This is a genomic window from Pseudomonas fluorescens NCIMB 11764, from assembly GCF_000293885.2.
In the GTDB taxonomy this organism is placed as follows: Bacteria; Pseudomonadota; Gammaproteobacteria; order Pseudomonadales; family Pseudomonadaceae; genus Aquipseudomonas; species Aquipseudomonas fluorescens_B.
On sequence record NZ_CP010945.1, the window covers coordinates 1,493,403 to 1,510,691 of the forward strand.

General features: G+C 55.7%; 23 protein-coding genes. 5 read left to right on the top strand and 18 right to left on the bottom strand.

The window, feature by feature from the left end; all coding sequences use genetic code 11:
• Positions 1-77 precede the first annotated feature (77 nt).
• The gene (locus tag B723_RS06855) at positions 78-824 is read right to left on the bottom strand and encodes an ABC transporter substrate-binding protein (RefSeq protein ID WP_017336015.1); all 747 of its coding nucleotides are present in this window, start codon (positions 822-824) and stop codon (positions 78-80) included.
• A gap of 13 nt (positions 825-837) precedes the next feature.
• Positions 838-1,611 carry an ABC transporter ATP-binding protein gene (locus tag B723_RS06860; RefSeq protein WP_017336016.1) on the bottom strand — a complete coding sequence of 258 codons (774 nt, stop codon included), beginning with the start codon at positions 1,609-1,611 and terminating at the stop codon, positions 838-840.
• A gap of 552 nt (positions 1,612-2,163) precedes the next feature.
• Here B723_RS06860 and gabP point away from each other — a divergent pair.
• Both gabP and B723_RS06875 read left to right on the top strand, forming a co-directional pair.
• On the top strand, positions 2,164-3,555 hold the full coding sequence (gabP, locus tag B723_RS06870) for a GABA permease (protein ID WP_017336018.1): 1,392 nt from the start codon (positions 2,164-2,166) through the stop codon (positions 3,553-3,555).
• A gap of 369 nt (positions 3,556-3,924) precedes the next feature.
• Complete coding sequence (locus B723_RS06875) at positions 3,925-4,251, top strand: hypothetical protein (protein ID WP_017336019.1); 327 nt, start codon at positions 3,925-3,927, stop codon at positions 4,249-4,251.
• A 71-nt stretch (positions 4,252-4,322) separates the two neighbouring features.
• Here B723_RS06875 and vapC read toward each other — a convergent pair whose 3' ends face one another.
• The 6 genes from vapC to B723_RS06905 all read right to left on the bottom strand — a co-directional run bounded on the left by vapC (position 4,323) and on the right by B723_RS06905 (position 8,160).
• Positions 4,323-4,742 (bottom strand): type II toxin-antitoxin system tRNA(fMet)-specific endonuclease VapC, encoded by a 420-nt coding sequence (gene vapC / locus B723_RS06880; RefSeq protein WP_017336020.1) that lies wholly within the window; start codon positions 4,740-4,742, stop codon positions 4,323-4,325.
• On the bottom strand, positions 4,742-4,972 hold the full coding sequence (gene vapB / locus B723_RS06885; RefSeq protein ID WP_017336021.1) for a type II toxin-antitoxin system VapB family antitoxin: 231 nt from the start codon (positions 4,970-4,972) through the stop codon (positions 4,742-4,744). Before vapB ends, vapC begins: the two co-directional genes overlap by 1 nt.
• Before the next feature lie 180 nt (positions 4,973-5,152).
• Complete coding sequence (locus B723_RS06890; protein ID WP_017336022.1) at positions 5,153-5,605, bottom strand: hypothetical protein; 453 nt, start codon at positions 5,603-5,605, stop codon at positions 5,153-5,155.
• Positions 5,606-5,611: 6 nt separating this feature from the next.
• On the bottom strand, positions 5,612-6,028 hold the full coding sequence (locus B723_RS06895) for a hypothetical protein (protein ID WP_017336023.1): 417 nt from the start codon (positions 6,026-6,028) through the stop codon (positions 5,612-5,614).
• 20 nt (positions 6,029-6,048) lie between these two features.
• Entirely contained in the window at positions 6,049-7,032 is a 984-nt protein-coding gene (locus tag B723_RS06900) for an alpha/beta hydrolase family protein (RefSeq protein WP_017336024.1), read from the bottom strand.
• A gap of 69 nt (positions 7,033-7,101) precedes the next feature.
• Complete coding sequence (locus tag B723_RS06905; protein ID WP_031318256.1) at positions 7,102-8,160, bottom strand: PDDEXK nuclease domain-containing protein; 1,059 nt, start codon at positions 8,158-8,160, stop codon at positions 7,102-7,104.
• Positions 8,161-8,420: 260 nt separating this feature from the next.
• Between B723_RS06905 and B723_RS06910 the strand changes: the two genes are divergently transcribed.
• Complete coding sequence (locus B723_RS06910; RefSeq protein ID WP_017336026.1) at positions 8,421-8,870, top strand: hypothetical protein; 450 nt, start codon at positions 8,421-8,423, stop codon at positions 8,868-8,870.
• A gap of 7 nt (positions 8,871-8,877) precedes the next feature.
• Here the strand turns inward: B723_RS06910 and B723_RS06915 are convergent, their stop codons facing one another.
• The 6 genes from B723_RS06915 to B723_RS06945 all read right to left on the bottom strand — a co-directional run bounded on the left by B723_RS06915 (position 8,878) and on the right by B723_RS06945 (position 12,268).
• Positions 8,878-9,669 (bottom strand): TSUP family transporter, encoded by a 792-nt coding sequence (locus B723_RS06915; protein ID WP_031318258.1) that lies wholly within the window; start codon positions 9,667-9,669, stop codon positions 8,878-8,880.
• Positions 9,654-10,415, bottom strand: coding sequence for a hypothetical protein (locus B723_RS06920; RefSeq protein ID WP_017336028.1), 762 nt, complete (start codon positions 10,413-10,415; stop codon positions 9,654-9,656). Before B723_RS06920 ends, B723_RS06915 begins: the two co-directional genes overlap by 16 nt.
• A gap of 494 nt (positions 10,416-10,909) precedes the next feature.
• Positions 10,910-11,122, bottom strand: coding sequence for a helix-turn-helix transcriptional regulator (locus B723_RS06925; RefSeq protein WP_017336029.1), 213 nt, complete (start codon positions 11,120-11,122; stop codon positions 10,910-10,912).
• Between the two features lie 48 nt (positions 11,123-11,170).
• The gene (locus B723_RS06930) at positions 11,171-11,362 is read right to left on the bottom strand and encodes a helix-turn-helix transcriptional regulator (RefSeq protein WP_017336030.1); all 192 of its coding nucleotides are present in this window, start codon (positions 11,360-11,362) and stop codon (positions 11,171-11,173) included.
• Between the two features lie 276 nt (positions 11,363-11,638).
• A complete protein-coding gene (locus B723_RS06940; RefSeq protein WP_017336032.1) occupies positions 11,639-11,857 on the bottom strand; it encodes a hypothetical protein in 219 nt (72 codons plus the stop codon).
• Between the two features lie 210 nt (positions 11,858-12,067).
• Positions 12,068-12,268, bottom strand: coding sequence for a hypothetical protein (locus B723_RS06945; protein ID WP_031318262.1), 201 nt, complete (start codon positions 12,266-12,268; stop codon positions 12,068-12,070).
• Positions 12,269-12,897: 629 nt separating this feature from the next.
• Here B723_RS06945 and B723_RS06950 point away from each other — a divergent pair.
• Both B723_RS06950 and B723_RS06955 read left to right on the top strand, forming a co-directional pair.
• Positions 12,898-13,878, top strand: coding sequence for a hypothetical protein (locus B723_RS06950; protein WP_144425208.1), 981 nt, complete (start codon positions 12,898-12,900; stop codon positions 13,876-13,878).
• Positions 13,879-13,880: 2 nt separating this feature from the next.
• The gene (locus B723_RS06955; RefSeq protein ID WP_017336035.1) at positions 13,881-14,168 is read left to right on the top strand and encodes an STAS-like domain-containing protein; all 288 of its coding nucleotides are present in this window, start codon (positions 13,881-13,883) and stop codon (positions 14,166-14,168) included.
• Positions 14,169-14,997: 829 nt separating this feature from the next.
• On the opposite strand, the gene B723_RS06960 is transcribed toward B723_RS06955, so the two are convergent.
• The 4 genes from B723_RS06960 to B723_RS06975 all read right to left on the bottom strand — a co-directional run bounded on the left by B723_RS06960 (position 14,998) and on the right by B723_RS06975 (position 16,945).
• Entirely contained in the window at positions 14,998-15,426 is a 429-nt protein-coding gene (locus B723_RS06960) for a hypothetical protein (RefSeq protein ID WP_017336036.1), read from the bottom strand.
• Positions 15,427-15,488: 62 nt separating this feature from the next.
• Positions 15,489-16,094: a tail assembly protein gene (locus B723_RS06965; RefSeq protein WP_017336037.1), complete on the bottom strand. Its 606-nt coding sequence runs from the start codon at positions 16,092-16,094 to the stop codon at positions 15,489-15,491.
• Positions 16,095-16,132: 38 nt separating this feature from the next.
• Positions 16,133-16,528 (bottom strand): hypothetical protein, encoded by a 396-nt coding sequence (locus B723_RS06970; protein WP_017336038.1) that lies wholly within the window; start codon positions 16,526-16,528, stop codon positions 16,133-16,135.
• A gap of 105 nt (positions 16,529-16,633) precedes the next feature.
• Positions 16,634-16,945, bottom strand: a complete 312-nt coding sequence (locus B723_RS06975; protein WP_031318265.1) for a hypothetical protein — start codon at positions 16,943-16,945, stop codon at positions 16,634-16,636.
• Between the last annotated feature and the right edge of the window lie 344 nt (positions 16,946-17,289).

Genomic DNA, 17,289 nt, shown 5'->3' on the forward strand with positions numbered 1-17,289 from the left:
GATTTCTTTTCAAATCGCGGCAGGCAATGCCAGAGACGGGCGCCGTCAGCGAACGGCGCCAGTCAGGCAGGTCAGTATCAATAGATGCTGAACGGGAAGTACTTGTCGTTGATCTTCTTGTAGGTGCCGTCAGCAACGATTTCTTTCAGTGCGACGTTCAGCTTCTCGCGGATCGGGTCGTTCTTGCGAACGGCGATACCGATCTTGTCGCTTTCTTCCACCGGGTCGCCTTTGAACTCGTAAGACTTGCCGGCGTCGCTTTTCAGCCACTCGTAGTTGACGTATTTGTCCGCGAGGATGCCGTCCAGGCGACCGGAAGTCAGGTCGAGGTAGGCGTTTTCCTGGGTGTCGTAGAGTTTGACTTCAACGCCTTCCATGTTGTCTTCAAGCCAGGTGCCGGCCAGTGTCGCGCGTTGAGCGCCGATCACCTTGCCTTGCAGCGCAGCCTTGTCGGTTTTGAAGTCGACGTTTTTCGGCGCGATGAATTGCAGCTTGTTCGAGTAGTACGGGTCGGTGAAGTCGACCGCCTGCTTGCGCTCGTCGGTGATCGACATCGAGGAGATCAGGAAGTCGAACTTCTTGGCGTTCAGGGCCGGGATGATGCCGTCCCAGTCGGACGTGACCACGGTGCATTCGACTTTCATCTTGGCGCACAGGGCGTCGCCGATTTCCTTGTCGAAGCCGACGACATTGCCACTGGCATCTTTGTTGTTGAACGGCGGGTAGGCCGCTTCGATGCCCATCTTCAGGGTTTCGGCCATGGCACCGGCGCTGAAGGCCAGGGTGACGGCGGCTGCCAGGAAGACCTTTTTGTAGTTCTGCATGCGGGTAGCTCCGTTAGCGGTTGCTGGACATGAATTGTTTGCAGCGCGCCGAAAGCGGGTTTTCAAACACCTGCTGTGGCGATCCTTGCTCTTCTATCAGGCCCTGGTGGAGGAACACCACTTCGCTGGACACCTGACGGGCGAACCCCATTTCGTGGGTGACCAGCAGCATGGTGCGGCCTTCTTCGGCCAGTGCGCGGATGACATTAAGTACTTCCTGGACCATTTCCGGGTCAAGGGCGGAGGTGGGTTCGTCGAACAGGATCACCTTGGGTTGCATCGCCAGCGTGCGGGCGATGGCCGCGCGTTGTTGCTGGCCGCCGGACAGTTGCGCTGGATAGGCGTGACGCTTGTCAGCGATACCGACCTTGGCCAGCAAGGCTTCGGCGACTTCGATGGCTTCGGCCTTGCTCTGGCCGAGCACGCGACGCGGCGCTTCGATGATGTTGTCGAGCACGCTCATGTGCGGCCACAGATTAAAGTTTTGAAACACAAAACCAATCTCGCTGCGCAGGCGATTGATCTGCTTGCCGTCGGCCGCGACCAGTTCACCGTTCTTGGCGGCTTTGAGTTTGAGTTCTTCGCCGGCCACCAGGATCTGGCCCTGGTGCGGGTTTTCCAGCAGGTTGATGCAACGCAGGAACGTGGACTTGCCGGAACCGGAGGAACCCAGGATCGAGATCACATCGCCGTCGCGGGCGGTCAGCGAGATGCCTTTGAGCACCTCAAGCTGTCCGTAGCGTTTGTGCAAGTTGCGGATTTCAAGCGCGGGCGTGGCCTCAGCCATGTGCGTTCCTCATAGTGTTTCGCTCCTGCTGTTGGTTGGCCTTCCTGGCGAGGCGGCCAAGCTAGCATAGCGTCTGAATGGCAGCCAACAGCGCTACGGGCGGTAAACGGGTGGCATGTGGCAGGTTGTCGCATCGGTACAGCAGACTGTCGCGCTGCTATCAACCGAACAGCCGTTTGAACCCTGTGTGGTGCGGCTGTCCCGTAAAAAAGGGCGCGATGTTGCCAGCTTTGGCGGGGTGTTGGAAGCGCTAACCGGCCAAACGTTCCTGATCTGCACTTTTATTGTGCGTTGAGCATTTCCTGGGTGTGTTTCCGGTGCGCAGATTCGTTCCTCAAGTGAGTCGCGGGGTAACGCTTTGGCAAAGTGCCATTATTTTCAATGACTTGCGATGACTGTCCGGTCAGGGTGAAACCTCCGGATTAGAAAGACTTGAAATATTTTGGCGCAATTATTGCGTGCAGATTACGGAACGCCCTGTTTGTTTCTTTTTACAGAAGAAACTTCACGATGGGATGCACGCATTCGCTTTTCCTTACAAAGGTAGTTTCAATGAGCAATACCCAAAGCTCTAACGGCCTCGAACAGGGGCTCAAACCGCGCCATGTGACCATGCTGTCGATCGCCGGGGTTATCGGCGCCGGCCTGTTCGTTGGCTCGGGTCACGCCATCGCGGCAGCAGGCCCGGCCGTGCTGCTGGCCTACGCCGCCGCCGGTATGCTGGTGGTGTTGGTGATGCGCATGCTGGGTGAGATGGCGGTTGCCTCGCCGGATACTGGCTCCTTCTCGACATACGCCGATCGTGCGATTGGTCACTGGGCCGGTTTTACCATCGGCTGGTTGTACTGGTGGTTCTGGGTGCTGGTCATCCCGCTGGAGGCCAACGCCGCCGCCACCATCCTGCATGCCTGGTTCCCTGGCGTGGACATCTGGGCGTTTGCCCTGGTCATCACGATGCTGCTGACTGTCACCAACCTGTTCAGCGTGAAGAACTACGGTGAGTTTGAATTCTGGTTCGCCCTGATCAAGGTCGTGGCGATCATCGGTTTCATCGGCCTTGGCCTTCTGGCCATTTTCGGTTTCCTGCCGACCAGTCAGGTCAGCGGTGTGTCGCATCTGTTCGACACCCAAGGCTTCCTGCCTAACGGTATGGGGGCGGTACTCGGCGCTATCCTGACGACCATGTTCTCCTTTATGGGCACTGAGATCGTGACCATCGCGGCCGCGGAATCGAAGAACCCTGGCAAGCAAATCTCCAAGGCCACCAACTCGGTGATCTGGCGGATTGGTTTGTTCTACCTCGTATCGATCTTCATCGTCGTGGCTCTGGTGCCCTGGAACGACCCGGTACTGGCCAGCCTCGGTTCCTACCAGACCGTGCTTGAGCGCATGGGCATCCCGAACGCCAAGATGATCGTCGACATCGTGGTACTGGTCGCTGTGACCAGCTGCCTGAACTCGGCGCTGTACACCTCGTCGCGCATGTTGTTTTCCCTGGGTAAACGCGGTGACGCACCGGCCGTGTCCACGCGCACCAACAAAAGCGGCACGCCATACTGGGCGGTGATGTTGTCCACTGGCGCAGCGTTCCTGGCCACATTCGCCAACTACGTGGCCCCGGCCGCCGTGTTCGAGTTCCTGCTGGCCAGCTCCGGCGCCATCGCGTTGCTGGTGTACCTGGTGATCGCGATCTCGCAACTGCGCATGCGCAAAAAGCGTATGGCTCGTGGTGAAAAAATCGTCTTCAGCATGTGGCTGTTCCCGGGCCTGACCTACGCGGTGATCGTCTTTATCGTCGCGGCCCTGACCATCATGCTGTTCCAGGACGCCCACCGCGTGGAAATCCTCGCGACCGGTCTGCTGAGTCTTTGTGTGGTGGCTACCGGGTTGCTTGTGGCACGCCGTCGTCGCAATGAGCAACTGATTGGTGCAGTGGCGCGCTAGGTTCTACGCCCACTGTCGATGTACCGAAAACGACCGCCATCAGAAATGATCGCGGTCGTTTTTGCTTTCATTCAGGGTTTTTCTCGGTCGGCTCTTTGATGGACACGATGATGTCGAGATAGTAGCCTTCCCGCCGAATGTGTATCTCGCTGTTGCGGGATGCAATGGAGTTTCAGGACATGGATTGTTCGACGCCCCCAGCCTTCCTGGCTAAAGCCACTCGACCCTTTCTTGCCTGCTCCCTCATCTGGCGCGAGTCAACGATGCATTTGCGTGCGCCTGCCGTTTACACGGCAGTCACGAGCCATCGCTGCATGGAGTTAGCCCGGCCATTCAGCCAACCCATTGGGGCATCAAGGAGAGACAGGCATGGCGTTTACATCGGTTGTGTTCAAAAACCCTAACACCGGAGCCATGAAGGAAGCCCCGATCGGCTTCTCGTGGACCGTGTTTTTCTTTGGCTTCCTGCCGCCACTGTTCCGTGGCGACATCAAGTGGGCAGCGATCATGTTCATCGTGGCCTGCTTCACATTTGGCCTCAGCAACTTCGTGTTCATGTTCATCTACAACAAGCTGTACGTGCGCGACCTGATTGGCGCCGGCTTCAAGGCTCAGTCCATCGCCAGCGGTGACCTGAGCTACGCCAGTGCCAAGGTCGGGATGGAAATCCCGCGTCTGGATGCTGTCGCTGCCTGATTGTTGTTTTCAGGTTTGCAAAAAAACGGCCGCTGTCAGTGATGACAGGCGGCCGTTTTTATTTTCGTCAGTTATTTTTCGATTCTATCAGGGTGAACCCAGTCTTCTACGCGTAATCCAGAAACCCGCTCGAACTCTTTCAGGTTGTTGGTTACGACAACTAATCCGCGTGAGCGCGCGTGCCCGGCAATCATCTGGTCGTAGGGGCCTATAGGTGTTCCAGCCTTTGCCTGCTCGGATCTAATCATTCCGGTGTGCGCAGCGGCTTCATTGTCGAAAGACAAAACCTCAAGACGTGCCGCGAACCCCTCAACCACGGCGATGTTTTTTTCGGGAGTCGCAGATTTTTCGGCGCCGTAGATCAGCTCCATCAGCGTCACCGTACTGATGCACAACTGTCCGTCATGAAGGTTGAAAGCTTCTCTTACGATTTGCGGTTTGTTCTTGATGGTGAAGATGCAGATGTTGGTGTCGAGCATGAACTTGATCATCAGAACGACTCACGCTCCTGATCAGCGGGTTGGTCGCGGTGGGACATAAAGTCCGTGCTCACTCCATCACCGTCGAACCAGCTGTCCCATGTTTCGTCTGCCGGGGTGATGATACGAGCCCTGCCGATGGCAACTACGTTGACTCGTTTTACATCGCTCGGCATTGCCACAGCTTTCGGAAGGCGAACAGCCTGGCTTCGATTGCTCATGAAAAGGGTGGTCTGTTCCATTTTGGCCTCCTGCATTTCTGCGGCTGTTGTGAACCCAAAGAATAGAATCCTCTTGGGATATGTCAATGGGATATACGCAGCCTCTGACGAGAGGTCATATAGATTTTTGAGAGATGGCTTCCATAAAAAACGGCCGCTGTCAGTGATGACAGGCGGCCGTCTTGTTTTTGACGACGGTGCTTACTCGGCTTTTTCTTCCTGCGCGTCCAGCGACTGGCGGTAGCTGTCCAGCGCATCGCCGAAGTCGGTGATGAACTGCGGATCGGTCAGCCAGGCCTGGGCGGCATCGCGGTCCATGCCGTCGGCCCACATGCGGTAGTCGATCAGCATGTCGGCGGCCAGGTGGGTGGCGGCCATGGCTTCGTTGTCGGCGTTTTCCATGTCCAGCAGTTCAGGCTGGTCGCTGATGATCTGCGCCAGGTTCGTCAGGAGGGTCAGCAGCATGTCGTTGCGGCTGGTGGCTTCCGCGTCGCGCATTTTGCTGAACATCGCCAGGGTGTATTCCGGGATCGGCTCGCCGATGTCTTCGATGTCATCGTCCAGCGCGGCGGGTTTTCTGCCGTGGATATTGATCTGGCGGGCTTTGATCTTGGCGCGTTTGGCGCGTTTCTGTTGCTTGTTCAGGGAGGCCATGGGAACTCAGTTCGGTTTCTGTTGGGTTTGGGCTGCGATGGCTTCGGAAGCCGCCACGTAATCAACCTGGAAGGCTGGGGACTCGATCCACGCCAGGGCGCCCGCTTCGTCCACTTCGGTGGACCATTGGCGATACTCGATCAGCGCGGCAATGATGAAGTCTGTGGCGGTTTCTTCGCCTTCCTGCTCCAGCACCAGCGCGAGCAACGGGTGTTCGAGGAAGGCTGCACACATGGCTTGCTGACTGATTTTTTCGGCATCGATCATTTCTTTGAACAGTTCGGTGAGGTCCACCGATTCGAAGTCGATGCGATCGTCGTTCGGGTCCAGCTCGACCGGCGCAGCAGCCCGTTGGGTGCGGTTCTGCTTGGCCTTGGCTTTGGCGCGGGTGGCGCGTTTTTGCTGCTTGTTGGCGGAGGCCATGGGTTTTGATCCGTGGTGCGTTAAAAGGGCTCGCTGCGCGGTACTGTCCGCCCGGGGGGATCGGGGGGCAGTTCGCCGCTGTGCAGCCAGGACAATGCAATGGGCCATAGTGTGGCTTGGTATGCGCTACGAAAAAAGGCGAAATGTCCGACGACTGCTTCGCCGATGTCCTCGGGGGCGATTCGCAAGTGGGTGTTTGTGCCGCCGCTGAAGTAACGGAGCAGGCGTTCGATGGCCGGGATCGTGCCGTAAGGATCGTCGGTGATGCTGATGGCCAGGGTCTTGGCTGTCATCGCCGCGAAGGGAAGCGAGCCTGTTTTCGCGCTGATCGTGCGACCGCTGGGGCGCGTTTCGTATCGGGCGGTGGGCGAACTCCAATCCCGCACTACACCCGCGGGCGTGTCTTCCAGCCAGCCGAGGCGCTTGCCGGGAAAATATCCGCAGACCAGCGTGATCAGCGGCATCACCACATGCCATTTGCCGACCATCCGCCAACGATGAGCAGGCGCATAGTCGCGCCAGTAGGCGAATTGCGCACCGACGGTCACCAGGCGCCGGATCAGATGCCCTGAGGCTCCCAGGCCCGCTGCACAGCCGCCAAAGCTGTGTCCGACGACATCGATGGGCTGGCCGGGAAATTCGCGCTGAGCGCGCTTGAGCATCGCCTCGAAATCCAGCGCGCCCCAGTCGGTCCATGAGGCGTCGAGATTTTTTAATGATGCAGGGCGTGACTCGCCAATGCCGCGGTAATCGTAGGTGATCACGTCGAAGCCGTTGGCGAGCAGGTATTCGGCGAATCGTGAGTAATGCCTGCAGCGGACCGAGGTAGCAGCGTTGATGATGACGACCGGGCGCGCAATGTCCTGAGAGGCATGCCGCCAAGTGAAGCCGCCAAGGTTGAAGCCGTCTGCAGCGGGCTCCCTGAACGGTTCGCCAGAAACGGAGGTTGGCAGCGGCAACTCGATTTGAGTGGGAGCCGGTGACGTGTCCTGCTGCAAATTCATCGACTTCGGACCTTTGCGGGTAGCTGCCAACGATAGTCTTCACACCGCTTATGAACAATCCATCCGCGGTTATAAGGGGATCTGATCGAGCAGTCGCTCTTCGATTGCAGCCTGTTCCCTGTCCAGTTCCGCGCGCAGTTCTTCTTCGCTGGGCAGGACTGTTTTGTATTTGCTGGCGAAAAGTTGTTCGTTGTCTTTCAGTACAGAGTATCGGACCACCGATTCATCTTTTTGCGCGCAGAGAATGATGCCAACGGTGGGGCCATCCTCCGGTCCGCGTTTGAGGTCGTCATACATGCGTACGTACATGTCCATTTGGCCGACATCCTGATGGGTCAGTTCGCCGCGCTTCAGATCGAAGATGACGAAACACTTCAGCAGGTAGTTGTAGAACACCAGATCGATGTAGAAGTCTTTGCTTTCGGTGCTGATGCGTTGTTGGCGAGCGATGAAGGCAAAGCCCTTGCCCAGTTCAAGCAGAAAGGCTTGAAGCTGATGGATCAGTGCCTGTTCGAGATTGGTTTCCTGAGTTAGCCCCGCGTTGGTCGAGCCAAGAAACTCCAGCATCACCGGATCCCTGATGAAATCCCGTGGCTGTGCTTTCATTTTCTGGATATTAGTAGCGGCTTCCTGTTGGACTGCAGGTCGGTCGCGGCTTGTCAGCAAGCGTTCGTAGTAGAGAGTGTTGATCTGGCGTTCCAGGGCGCGAGATGACCAGTTTTGAATGGCTGACTCGTTCATGTACCAGTGACGGGCGTGGTCGTTATCGACACGCAGCAATCGGCGATAGTGGGTCCAACTCAATTCGGAACGCACTGCGTCCCAAATTGGAAAGGTCTGATAAAAGTCCCGCATATAGCGCAGGTTGCGCTCATCGAAACCTTTTCCATACTGGGCAGTGAGGCCTTGTGCGAGCGTCGAAAGTAAACGTTTTCCGTATGCCGCCCGCCGGGCCCCCTCCTGCTCGAACTCCACAATATGCCTCCCAATCTGCCAGCAGGTTTGCACCTGGACCGTATCGACCACCCGTAGCACCTTCTGCCGTGCCTCACGGATCAGTTCGCCAAGGTTGCCTAATAGCGAGGCGAGTTGTGGGTCTTGAGAGTTATCGGGTTTAAGTGCGCTCATGAGGTCTTCCGCGTCGATGTGAACAGGCAGAAGAGAATTGCAGGAGAGGCAGGCGCGTTGATGCCGGGCGCTGCTGGTAAATCAGAAGGAAATCCCGATTGGTTTTGCGGGATCGCTCCGACGGCGATCCATGCTGGGGGAATACATCGTGTAGTCCATTTCGCAGTGACCGCAAGATCCAATCAATCTAAAACCGCCCGCACTCAGGGAAATCAAAATCAGGTAACGAATGGGTTCTGCGGAGCCCGGGAGTACCCATCATGAAACACGTCCATGCATTCATTCTGCCGCTCGCCGCCGTGGGGCTGTTGATGTTTCCCGTCATGCTGCAGGCGGCCAGTCTGGAGCCGATCGACAGTTCAGGCGTTCAAATTCAGCGGCAAGAGCAAAACGGGGTTGCCTATCTTTCCGGTGGCGTCGGCGAGGATGAGGTGAAGGCTATCCAGCAGGCCACCGGTTACAACCTGCACATGACTTTTGCGATTGGGCCCGAGAACAAATACGTCCCCGATGTTCAGGTGGCCATTCAGAAAGCCCAAGGGCCAACCGTGCTGACCCTGAGTGAGGCTGGCCCGCTGGTATACGTTCAATTGCCGCCTGGCAAGTACACCGTTATCGCAACGCGCAATGGCGAGGAACGACGTGATACGGCGGATGTGGGAAGCGGAGCGGCTCGCAATCTGGTCTTTCATTGGAATAGCGCCGAATAGCCGGCAATCACAACCAAGCCAACGACTCGAGGACCGCAACGCGCAAAGGATTGCTTTCCACGCTTAGCAGCTTGATGGCCAAAGCGCAGCAGACCACGATCAACATGGGTTTGATCAGCCGTGGACCGACGCGAACAGCGGCTCGTGCGCCCAATTGAGCGCCGATGAAGGCTGCCAATGCCATGGCTATGGCAATCGGCCAAATAATCACACCCTTGGTAATGAAGACCGACAAAGAACCCAGGTTGCATGAGGCGTTGGCCAGTTTGGTAAAACTCATGGCCCGCATCATGCCCAAGCCGCACAGCAGTACAAACCCGACAATAAAGAAAGAGCCCACGCCGGGGCCAAATATGCCGTCGTAAAAGCCCAGGATCGGCGCGACGGTAAACGAAAAAAGCAGAATGCCGATTCTCTTGCGTCGATCTTCATTGGCCAGCTTGGGAGAGAGAGCAAAGTAGATAGCCACCAGAATCAGCATGACCGGCACGCAAACTTCCAGATAGCGCTTATCAATAGAGCTGACCAGCAAGGCACCACTGGCGCCGCCAATAAATCCGCAGATCACCAGGAAACGGCCTTCGCGCCACTCGATCATTCCTTTGCAAGCAAAGGTGACAGTGGCCGAAACAGTTGCCGAAGCGGCCTGGAACTTGTTCGTTGCTATGGCGCTGATCGGATCTACACCGGCCAGAAACAAGGCAGGCAAGGTGATCAAGCCTCCACCACCGGCAATTGCATCAAAAAAACCGGCGCAAAAAGCGACAAGCGCCAACATGCCTATTAAATCCCAAGACATTTCATTCCCTCTTTTATCGTTATTGGCCCGTAATCACATGACCGTCCTTCTGCCAGGCAGTGGGTGACGCCGATTTTTTCCAGAATGGGAGGCAGCGGAATGACCCGTGTAGGTTCCAGGCTCGGGTTCCACAGGGCGGAAAGTATGAGCGACGACGGAGAGGGCGAGTGCCCGTCTTTCGCGTTCACAGCGCACCAGTAAGGCGCCTCGGTGTGCGGGCCAAGCGCGAGGCCGGAATGGGAGCTCAGTTCTTTGATTTCCGGCTCGGCATTGATTTTGGTAAGTCCGCCACCCTTGAAGTTGGCGACCAATCGAACCAGCTTTCCTTCGTTGTCCATGTCATAGGCAAAGGCACTGTTATCCACCAGTTTCAACAAGATCTGATTACGGGCAGCCAGGCAAAGGACGTCGTATCGATTTTCCAGGGATGCCAGGTCTGGCAGTTCATTTGGTGGGCTGGCATCGGTGATTTTTTGCAGCCCTTCAAAGATCAACACGCAAACAAGGCCATTGGAGAAGGTCGCCAGCAGTTCGCATTGGTCTGTCGAAAGCGAGAGCTTTAATTCGATGGCTGCCAGAGAGGCTTTGGACTGGGCGCCTGGCACCTGCGGCCCGCCGATGGCGGCCAGTTCTTCGGCGAGTCTGTGCAGCAACATCGACTGCCGAATATCAAAGCTGAAAATCCTGATGTCCTGTTCAGTAAAAAACTCAGCGTTTTCGACGTCCTGTTTGATGGCGTCAGTCATTGTCTACATCCCTGTTGTGTCTTTGCTCCCGGTTATGCGGCAGCGCCTCCTCCGATACTGCCCAATCCGATGGTCAGCGTATGTCATCCATTTCCGTTAAAGCATGCGGAGCGTTCCGGTAGACCCGAGAGACTGTCGAGACTCAGCTCTTGAAAGCTTTACAGGCGCTGGCTGGCGTAGTGGCAGGGCGTGGTGAATTGATGCTTTGTCCGGCGCTTCGATAGTGACTGGGACAGTGATCACCAAATCCCGGGCATAAAAAAACCCTGAATCTTGCGATTCAGGGTTTTCGGTATTTGGTGCCAGAGACGGAATCGAACTTGATTATTAAGCTGCTGAATTTGTTTGATAATTTGTAGTATGCAATAAAGATCTACTCACAAATCTACTCACTATTTACAATCTTGCTCGCTTTTTTGGCGCTCACTTGCTCGTTGTCTAAGGCAGATTTCCTAATTTTGTAATTCGATGAACGGTCGTAAGAGTGGATGTCACTATTCTCTGCGAGAGGCTTCCACCTGTTCTTTGCTCCAGGCCAATACCTCTGACTTGACCCAGGCTACGGCTCGGCCGCCCAGCTTCACTTGTTTTGGGAAAAGGCCTTGGTTTGCCATCATGTAAATCTTGGTAGTGCCGAGGCCGACCAGCTTCTTTACCTCTGGCAAACGGATGAATTCGATGTCTTGCTCGTTTAATTCAGTGCTCATTGGTCCGCTCCTAGCTGCAAAGGGGTCAGCCTTACGCTTTCAAACCATTCAATTGCCCAGGTTCGGATCGGACATCCATTTAGCGATTGCTGACTGACGCCAGGCCACCGAGTTGGGGCCTATCCTGACCTGTTTTGGGAAGGTGCCTTCCCTGATGCGACGATAAACCGTGTTTCGCCCAAGGCCGGTGATGTGAAGCATCTCGTCGAGGCGCAGGAAACGATCAATGCTTTCTGTCATCTCCGGATATCTCTCAGTGTTGGCGGCGCCTGTCGCGGTCTACCGACTTTCGGCGCCTTGTTCTCGCCGTCCCGGCATGCGCGTAGGAACTCCCGCACGTCCTCCTTGAGCCAGCAGTGTCTGGCACCCATCTTGAAGCTCTTGGGCAGCCAGTCCACGCCCCGGCGCATTCCCTCTCTGACAGACGCTTCAGTTCGGCCAAGCATCGTTGCCAGGCCGACAACAAACACCACTTCGCATTCATCGTCCATATGCAATCCTTGTTCTGCTGTTGGCTTATGTCGTGCCCTGAGCCTTGAGTCTGGCCAACCCCTGATTGATATGTCCGGCGTTTTCGCCGATCGCGTTCAACGCAGTCCGAATATTGTCGCCGGCCTCGTCATACCCTTGGCTTTCGACTAACAGGGTCAGCTCCATCAGAGCTGCCTCCAACGCAAGTTGGTTGTGATACATGCGCTCAAGGACATCAGGGAGAGAGTATTCAGGGGAGGACATCGCTTCGACTCCGTTCGAGAAAACGAAAGCGTAGCAGCGTTGCTCAATCAGAGCCGTTCATGGGGTTACTTTCGTGACGGTCGTCGGGGATCATTCGAGGTCATCCATGGGGTGTTTCTCCAAAAGGGCGTTCGACTTTGTTTTGGGGGGGGGCTGCCTCATTCATGGGGTTGTTTCGCGCAACGATTCATTCAACGTCGTTCGATGCTGCTAAAGACGCATTTCCCTGATGATTCGCCGCGGCTCAGTGCCTAGGGATAGCGCGCGCCTCGCATCTTTGGTGAGCTGATCGAGCGCCTGCTCCTCAAACGCTGCCGCCATCGCGCTGGCCTTCCTGACAATCAGCAGCGCCAGCTCCGGCGGAAACTCCACCTTGTCGGCGGGCAGGTAGTCGCAATCGATAACGGACATGGGGTGGTCCTCGCAGATGTGGTCGTGTTCAACGGTCATTGAGTTGGCGTTCGTTTATCTGATAACTGCCGTGATCCCGGTAGTTTGCTTTGGCGCGCACGGCGGGGCGCGACGACCAATACCAGTCGAGACTACCGGAACTGGTAATTTCGGCGCTCAGGGATTCCCTTGCAAGCTGGGGGGGGGCAGACCAGTCTGCGGTTTTCCCCATGCTAGCGCCCGCCACCACTGATAAATCTCCATTGACGGGCATTCCAAGAATATTTGACGGCCGCGCTCACAGCTACGCCGATAAGTCCGCACCAGCCCTTACAGAGCAAGGTGTCCAGCCAGGCGCTGACCCATGGTCGTCCCGCGATTCGTCAAAGCCTGTCAAATATTCCGTCAAGGCTGGTCAAGGATCTAGCCATTCTGGACGGGTACGGCGCTCGGATGTGCTGCGATTGTCTGCATACCAGGTGAACCGCTGCTTTCCGGGGAGTCAGGTTCGTGTGGATGGTCGCAATGAGATGTGTGAGGTTGAGAGAGAATGGCCAGGAACGGCAGAGCTGCAACCAAAAAGCAGACCTGTACGCTCTTATTGATTTACTGCCAAAATGCACGATCAATAAGCGCAGAAGGATTTGACGTTGTCCTCCCTCATAAATGCAATGGATTGGCTTCCCCAGAATTTTGGTGGCCTACAAACACATGAGAAGCATGAGTTGCCCAATGATTACTATACCCCTGGGTTCATAGCTTCAATGGCAGCCTATCTTTCCTATAAGGGAGTAGGTCAGGACGATTTTGTAGTGCTTAGCCAAGGGAATCAGGGGTACTTCAGCGCTATGGGGCTATCAAAAGCCTTATGGGGCAACGACGATTACCAGTTTTCACGAAAAAACGTGGGCCTCAATTACTCCCTTCTGACCCCTTTGGCCTCTCAAGATGCGGTCGATGATGCGACAGCTCAAATTAATGGATGTTTAAGAAGGCTAGGCTCAGAAGCAGCCGCGGACTACAGTCAAAGTCCTGCTTTCAAAGAGCTACTGCACGTTGTTGGTGAGCTTCACGACAACGTATGGTCCCATGGGTTGAGTACCGGTTTCTCGATGGCCCAGCGTAGATCTTGTGGAGCGAACTCTACAGATTTTTACATTGAGTTTGCCCTTGCAGACTGCGGATTGGGGTTTCTGGAGGAGCTGAGGTTAGCCAAAACTCCAGGCATTCAATCAGATCGAGACGCTATTGAATGGTGTGTCCAGAAGGGAAACTCTAGCAAGCTAGCTGCAAAAGCCGACGAGTGGGCACAAGCTGTGCCAGACGATTTCTTAGGCTCTACCCCTTTCGGCGCTGCCCCCATTACCGTTCGCAGTAATGGCAACCACCATCAGGGCTTAGGATTGGCTAAGCTTGTGGAGCTTGCGAAAACATATGATGGCGACTTATATTTAGCGTCAGGTAATAGCGTTATGCATATTCATAACGGAGCGACACGTTACCGCCCTTTGCAGGTACCCTGGAAAGGAGTTGCCATTTCGCTCACAATCAAAGAATCCAGCTTCCTGGCGGTTAAACAGCCCCTAGAAGCTGACGACGTAGACGACATTATGAGATTACTGAGGGGGTGACCATGGAAGCGTATACCTTTCGGCACACTGATCTGGCGTCACGTACCTTAGCCTCGCGGGAGCGGTCTAGCTTATATAAGCTGCTGTCGGATCAGGATCAGGTCGTAATTGACCTAGGTGACGTGGCTTCAATTTCCGAATCATTTGCAGATGAATTGTTCGGGGTGCTGGTATTAGAACAAGGTTTCGATTTTGTCGTTAACCATGTGAAAATTGTAAATGCTGCAGACGATGTATTGCGCTCGATTGCCATTGCTATGAAGCGTCGGCGCGCACTCGCCGCTGCTTAAACGTTAAGTGAATCGTACATAAAGACCCCACAATATAGTGGGGTTTTTCGTTTTTTCGACATAGGTCGAGCGCGTCACTATTGCCTCCGTCCCTTGGCATATTTTGTAGGGAGTGGGCCGCCAATCAGACCACCTGCTTTTGGTGGAAACCACAGTGGAAACCAGCGCCAGGCGGCCTCAACATTTCTTGACCTGCGGGTTGCCCAGGTTCGCGCAATGGTGGGTGCGAACCAGACGTGCGAACTCGGGTGCGAACTTGCTGCCGGCACGCATGGGCGAGTGCGTACCGATGGTGCGTATTGAGCTGCGTACCATTACCGGATAAGCCTGTCTCCGAGGCGGTTTCACAGACTCCAGTTGCGTGAAGATAATGCGTGAAACATTGTGTGAAAAATATGCCGGTCGGTACTTGACGCGGGTCTTCCATGGGGTTGATTTCCCAAATAGCCATTCAATGCTTCCGTGACCGGTAAAAGTGGTCACTGATGGTGGTCACCTCGATTGGTCGCCACCGCGCCAAACCTTGGACACCAGAGCGAATACCAAGCGATCTGGTCAGCGCCAGTGACTTAGTAAAACTTAACTCGAATAATTGTCAAAACTTGACATCTGACCGACGTGAGAACCTGAGAAAACCTGACATCGAGCGCGCACCAGAACCTAACAAAACCTAACGTTGGAAAATGCTATGAAAGTAGCAGTTTGAGGTGCGCCGGCGAGCTCTCGCTAGCCCGTCAGCCTGTTAACAATTGTTAAGGTTGGGCAGCGCCGGCAACCACTCGCAACTGGATACTTTTGGAGATTACAATCTCAAGATGCAGAGCGAGTCTCAACGACTGTAGTCAACATAAGGCCCGAGATAGAAGCCTTGCATATCCCCGTTGATTCGGTAGATGGCTTCCTTTCCGGATTTGATGTTCGATGCGACGGTTTTGATTGCAGCACCAGAACACAGCCCTGATTCGGCGAGCCCAGTTCCGAGATTCACATCTCCAGCGGGCAGATTGAAAGACACCTTTTGGCCTGGCCCAATCTTAGCTGCGCGCTGCCCATCGATGTAGAGAATGATGTCGCAACCTGATCCAACAAAACCATCATCCCTGAAAACTGTGAGGCTTCCCGAGTCTTTCAAGGCTGGGCTTTTGAAACCATAAATCTCATCGGAGGGAACCGGTTTCGCCTCGGAAACCGGCATTGGTGACGTTGCGCATCCGCTCAAAGCCAGTGCGACTAGTCCTGCCGCGATAATCCTTTGCATGGCTTTTCTCTCCTGGAAAAGAGCGAATGTATCACTCGCCTTGACCTATTGCAGGGCTGAACTCATGCCGGAATCGCCTCCGACCATGTGCCAATTGCAACAACGCTTGAACCGACCAGCATTTGCCCGTAAACAACCGGAACCGGTAGCCCTTGCTGCGTGGAGTTGAATGCGCCGTTGAAGAGGTAGCTCGGCTTGTTTTCGGTGACGGCCTGCTCTTGCTGGCCGGAGGCTTTAGGCACAGGCGAAAGCATTTGTATGACGCCGCCGATGACCATTGAAATGCCCATCGCGACTAGTGGCGGCCCGAGTGGTGTCGCCGAGAGGAATACGCCCGCGACGATCATCGCGACCCCTAAGACTGTCTGAAATATGCCACCGCTCTTGCTGCCCGCAATAACCGGGACAATGCGGATCTCAGTGGTCCCGCTCAACGTAAACTCACTTTCTCCAACGTTCTTGCGGTTGCGGAAGATGGCAAAGCGCAGGCCGCGTCGGGCAGAGTCGCGGATGAAGTCGGCGAAGCCCTCGACGGTGTGCTGCAAAGCGCTGAACGCCTCACGAGTGGTCCCCGTTTCCAATTGACGGAAAAACTCGCGGCCAAAGGTTTTTGCCAGGCTGCCAGACAAAAGGATGCGGGTCATGGGCTGGTTAACGATAGCGCTCATCGCATCACCTCAAAATGGTTAGTGGAAAGCGTCATGATTTACTCCGGTGCGCCGACGGCGCTGTTGGTGGGGGCTTTCACGCCAAGGCGGATGGCGAGAAGAGATCGCGACATCCGCGCCTGATCGAATGTCACCTGTTCATTCCGCGGGTCATAATTCCAAATTCGGTCGCGGATCGTCTTATAGGCCCGTGCTCCACGGAACGTTCCTCGGAGCAGATCGGCTGAGACTCGTGCTTCTTCCTCGGTGAAGAAAGGACCGTCGATGGCCACCTTTTGGCCGTCACGGACGTGCTGGACATCCCATACCAAGTATCCAGAGTCAGGCCCCTGTTTCAGCGGGTACGACTCAAAGCTGTCTGTCTTGCACGCCTCGGCGAAGCGTTCCTCATGGGTTGGCGGTGCGCCCGCCGCGTTGCTGTCCTGTTCTGTCATTTGTACCTCTGGTGCGCCGCTGGCGCTGGTCATGGGCTTATGCCCGGTGTTGTTGCTCGATGCCGCGACACGTTTTTGTCATTCGCAAACCGTGTCGCGCAGGCGTCATTGGTGCGCCTCCATAGGCGTGCCGTCGTAGCTGGCACGCAGGTCGGCGCCAGCATTGCAATGGCGGCCTATGGGTGCGTAGCAGGACCGACAAACCATGATGTGGTTCAGATATTGGTCGCGGGCCTGTCGCCACTCAGGCGTGGCGGTGGCGGCGCTTGCATGCGGGCCGGTGATGAACTGAGGAGGGCGTTCCGCGGGGGTGACCAGCGCCAGGTGTGTGCGTGACATTGGCTTACCGGCTTTCTCGGGTTCGGTGCCGATAAAGGCTGGCAACATGTGATCAAGCAATGGTGAAAGGAGGCTCATTGCGATACCTCGCCCTGCTCGCTCGTAGTCCAATGTTCCTGTGATCTCAAAAACACCGGCAACAGCGGCAACAATGGCAACAGTCCCGTAAACCGTGGGCTCCAGGCGTTGCTGATGCTTCCAAATCGTTGCCACCGTATTTTAACCGGCAACAGTGATGCCCAAGCCGACGGGTTGAGCCGCTCGCTTATGTTGAAAATGAGGTGTGCGTTGCCAGTTGTTGCCACTTTTTTTATAGAGTGGCAACGGCTGTAAGCCCCGCCACACAAGGCCGTTGCCGGTGTTGCCACTGTTGCCAGTGATTCTAGGTTCCTGTGAACTCTGGCATTCCGGGTGGATGGTGC

Excerpts from the sequence above, each read along its gene's own strand:
- B723_RS06920 (WP_017336028.1), bottom strand. The coding sequence starts at position 10,415 with ATGACTGACGCCATCAAACAGGACGTCGAAAACGCTGAGTTTTTTACT.
- B723_RS06855 (WP_017336015.1), bottom strand. The coding sequence starts at position 824 with ATGCAGAACTACAAAAAGGTCTTCCTGGCAGCCGCCGTCACCCTGGCC.
- B723_RS06965 (WP_017336037.1), bottom strand. The coding sequence starts at position 16,094 with ATGAGCGCTATCGTTAACCAGCCCATGACCCGCATCCTTTTGTCTGGC.
- B723_RS06960 (WP_017336036.1), bottom strand. The coding sequence starts at position 15,426 with ATGCAAAGGATTATCGCGGCAGGACTAGTCGCACTGGCTTTGAGCGGA.
- B723_RS06940 (WP_017336032.1), bottom strand. The coding sequence starts at position 11,857 with ATGTCCTCCCCTGAATACTCTCTCCCTGATGTCCTTGAGCGCATGTAT.
- vapB (WP_017336021.1), bottom strand. The coding sequence starts at position 4,972 with ATGGAACAGACCACCCTTTTCATGAGCAATCGAAGCCAGGCTGTTCGC.
- B723_RS06975 (WP_031318265.1), bottom strand. The coding sequence starts at position 16,945 with ATGAGCCTCCTTTCACCATTGCTTGATCACATGTTGCCAGCCTTTATC.
- B723_RS06945 (WP_031318262.1), bottom strand. The coding sequence starts at position 12,268 with ATGTCCGTTATCGATTGCGACTACCTGCCCGCCGACAAGGTGGAGTTT.
- B723_RS06930 (WP_017336030.1), bottom strand. The coding sequence starts at position 11,362 with ATGACAGAAAGCATTGATCGTTTCCTGCGCCTCGACGAGATGCTTCAC.
- gabP (WP_017336018.1), top strand. The coding sequence starts at position 2,164 with ATGAGCAATACCCAAAGCTCTAACGGCCTCGAACAGGGGCTCAAACCG.
- B723_RS06915 (WP_031318258.1), bottom strand. The coding sequence starts at position 9,669 with ATGTCTTGGGATTTAATAGGCATGTTGGCGCTTGTCGCTTTTTGCGCC.
- B723_RS06895 (WP_017336023.1), bottom strand. The coding sequence starts at position 6,028 with ATGGCCTCCGCCAACAAGCAGCAAAAACGCGCCACCCGCGCCAAAGCC.
- B723_RS06875 (WP_017336019.1), top strand. The coding sequence starts at position 3,925 with ATGGCGTTTACATCGGTTGTGTTCAAAAACCCTAACACCGGAGCCATG.
- B723_RS06955 (WP_017336035.1), top strand. The coding sequence starts at position 13,881 with ATGGAAGCGTATACCTTTCGGCACACTGATCTGGCGTCACGTACCTTA.
- B723_RS06925 (WP_017336029.1), bottom strand. The coding sequence starts at position 11,122 with ATGAGCACTGAATTAAACGAGCAAGACATCGAATTCATCCGTTTGCCA.
- B723_RS06905 (WP_031318256.1), bottom strand. The coding sequence starts at position 8,160 with ATGAGCGCACTTAAACCCGATAACTCTCAAGACCCACAACTCGCCTCG.
- vapC (WP_017336020.1), bottom strand. The coding sequence starts at position 4,742 with ATGATCAAGTTCATGCTCGACACCAACATCTGCATCTTCACCATCAAG.
- B723_RS06910 (WP_017336026.1), top strand. The coding sequence starts at position 8,421 with ATGAAACACGTCCATGCATTCATTCTGCCGCTCGCCGCCGTGGGGCTG.
- B723_RS06890 (WP_017336022.1), bottom strand. The coding sequence starts at position 5,605 with ATGGCCTCCCTGAACAAGCAACAGAAACGCGCCAAACGCGCCAAGATC.
- B723_RS06860 (WP_017336016.1), bottom strand. The coding sequence starts at position 1,611 with ATGGCTGAGGCCACGCCCGCGCTTGAAATCCGCAACTTGCACAAACGC.
- B723_RS06970 (WP_017336038.1), bottom strand. The coding sequence starts at position 16,528 with ATGACAGAACAGGACAGCAACGCGGCGGGCGCACCGCCAACCCATGAG.
- B723_RS06900 (WP_017336024.1), bottom strand. The coding sequence starts at position 7,032 with ATGAATTTGCAGCAGGACACGTCACCGGCTCCCACTCAAATCGAGTTG.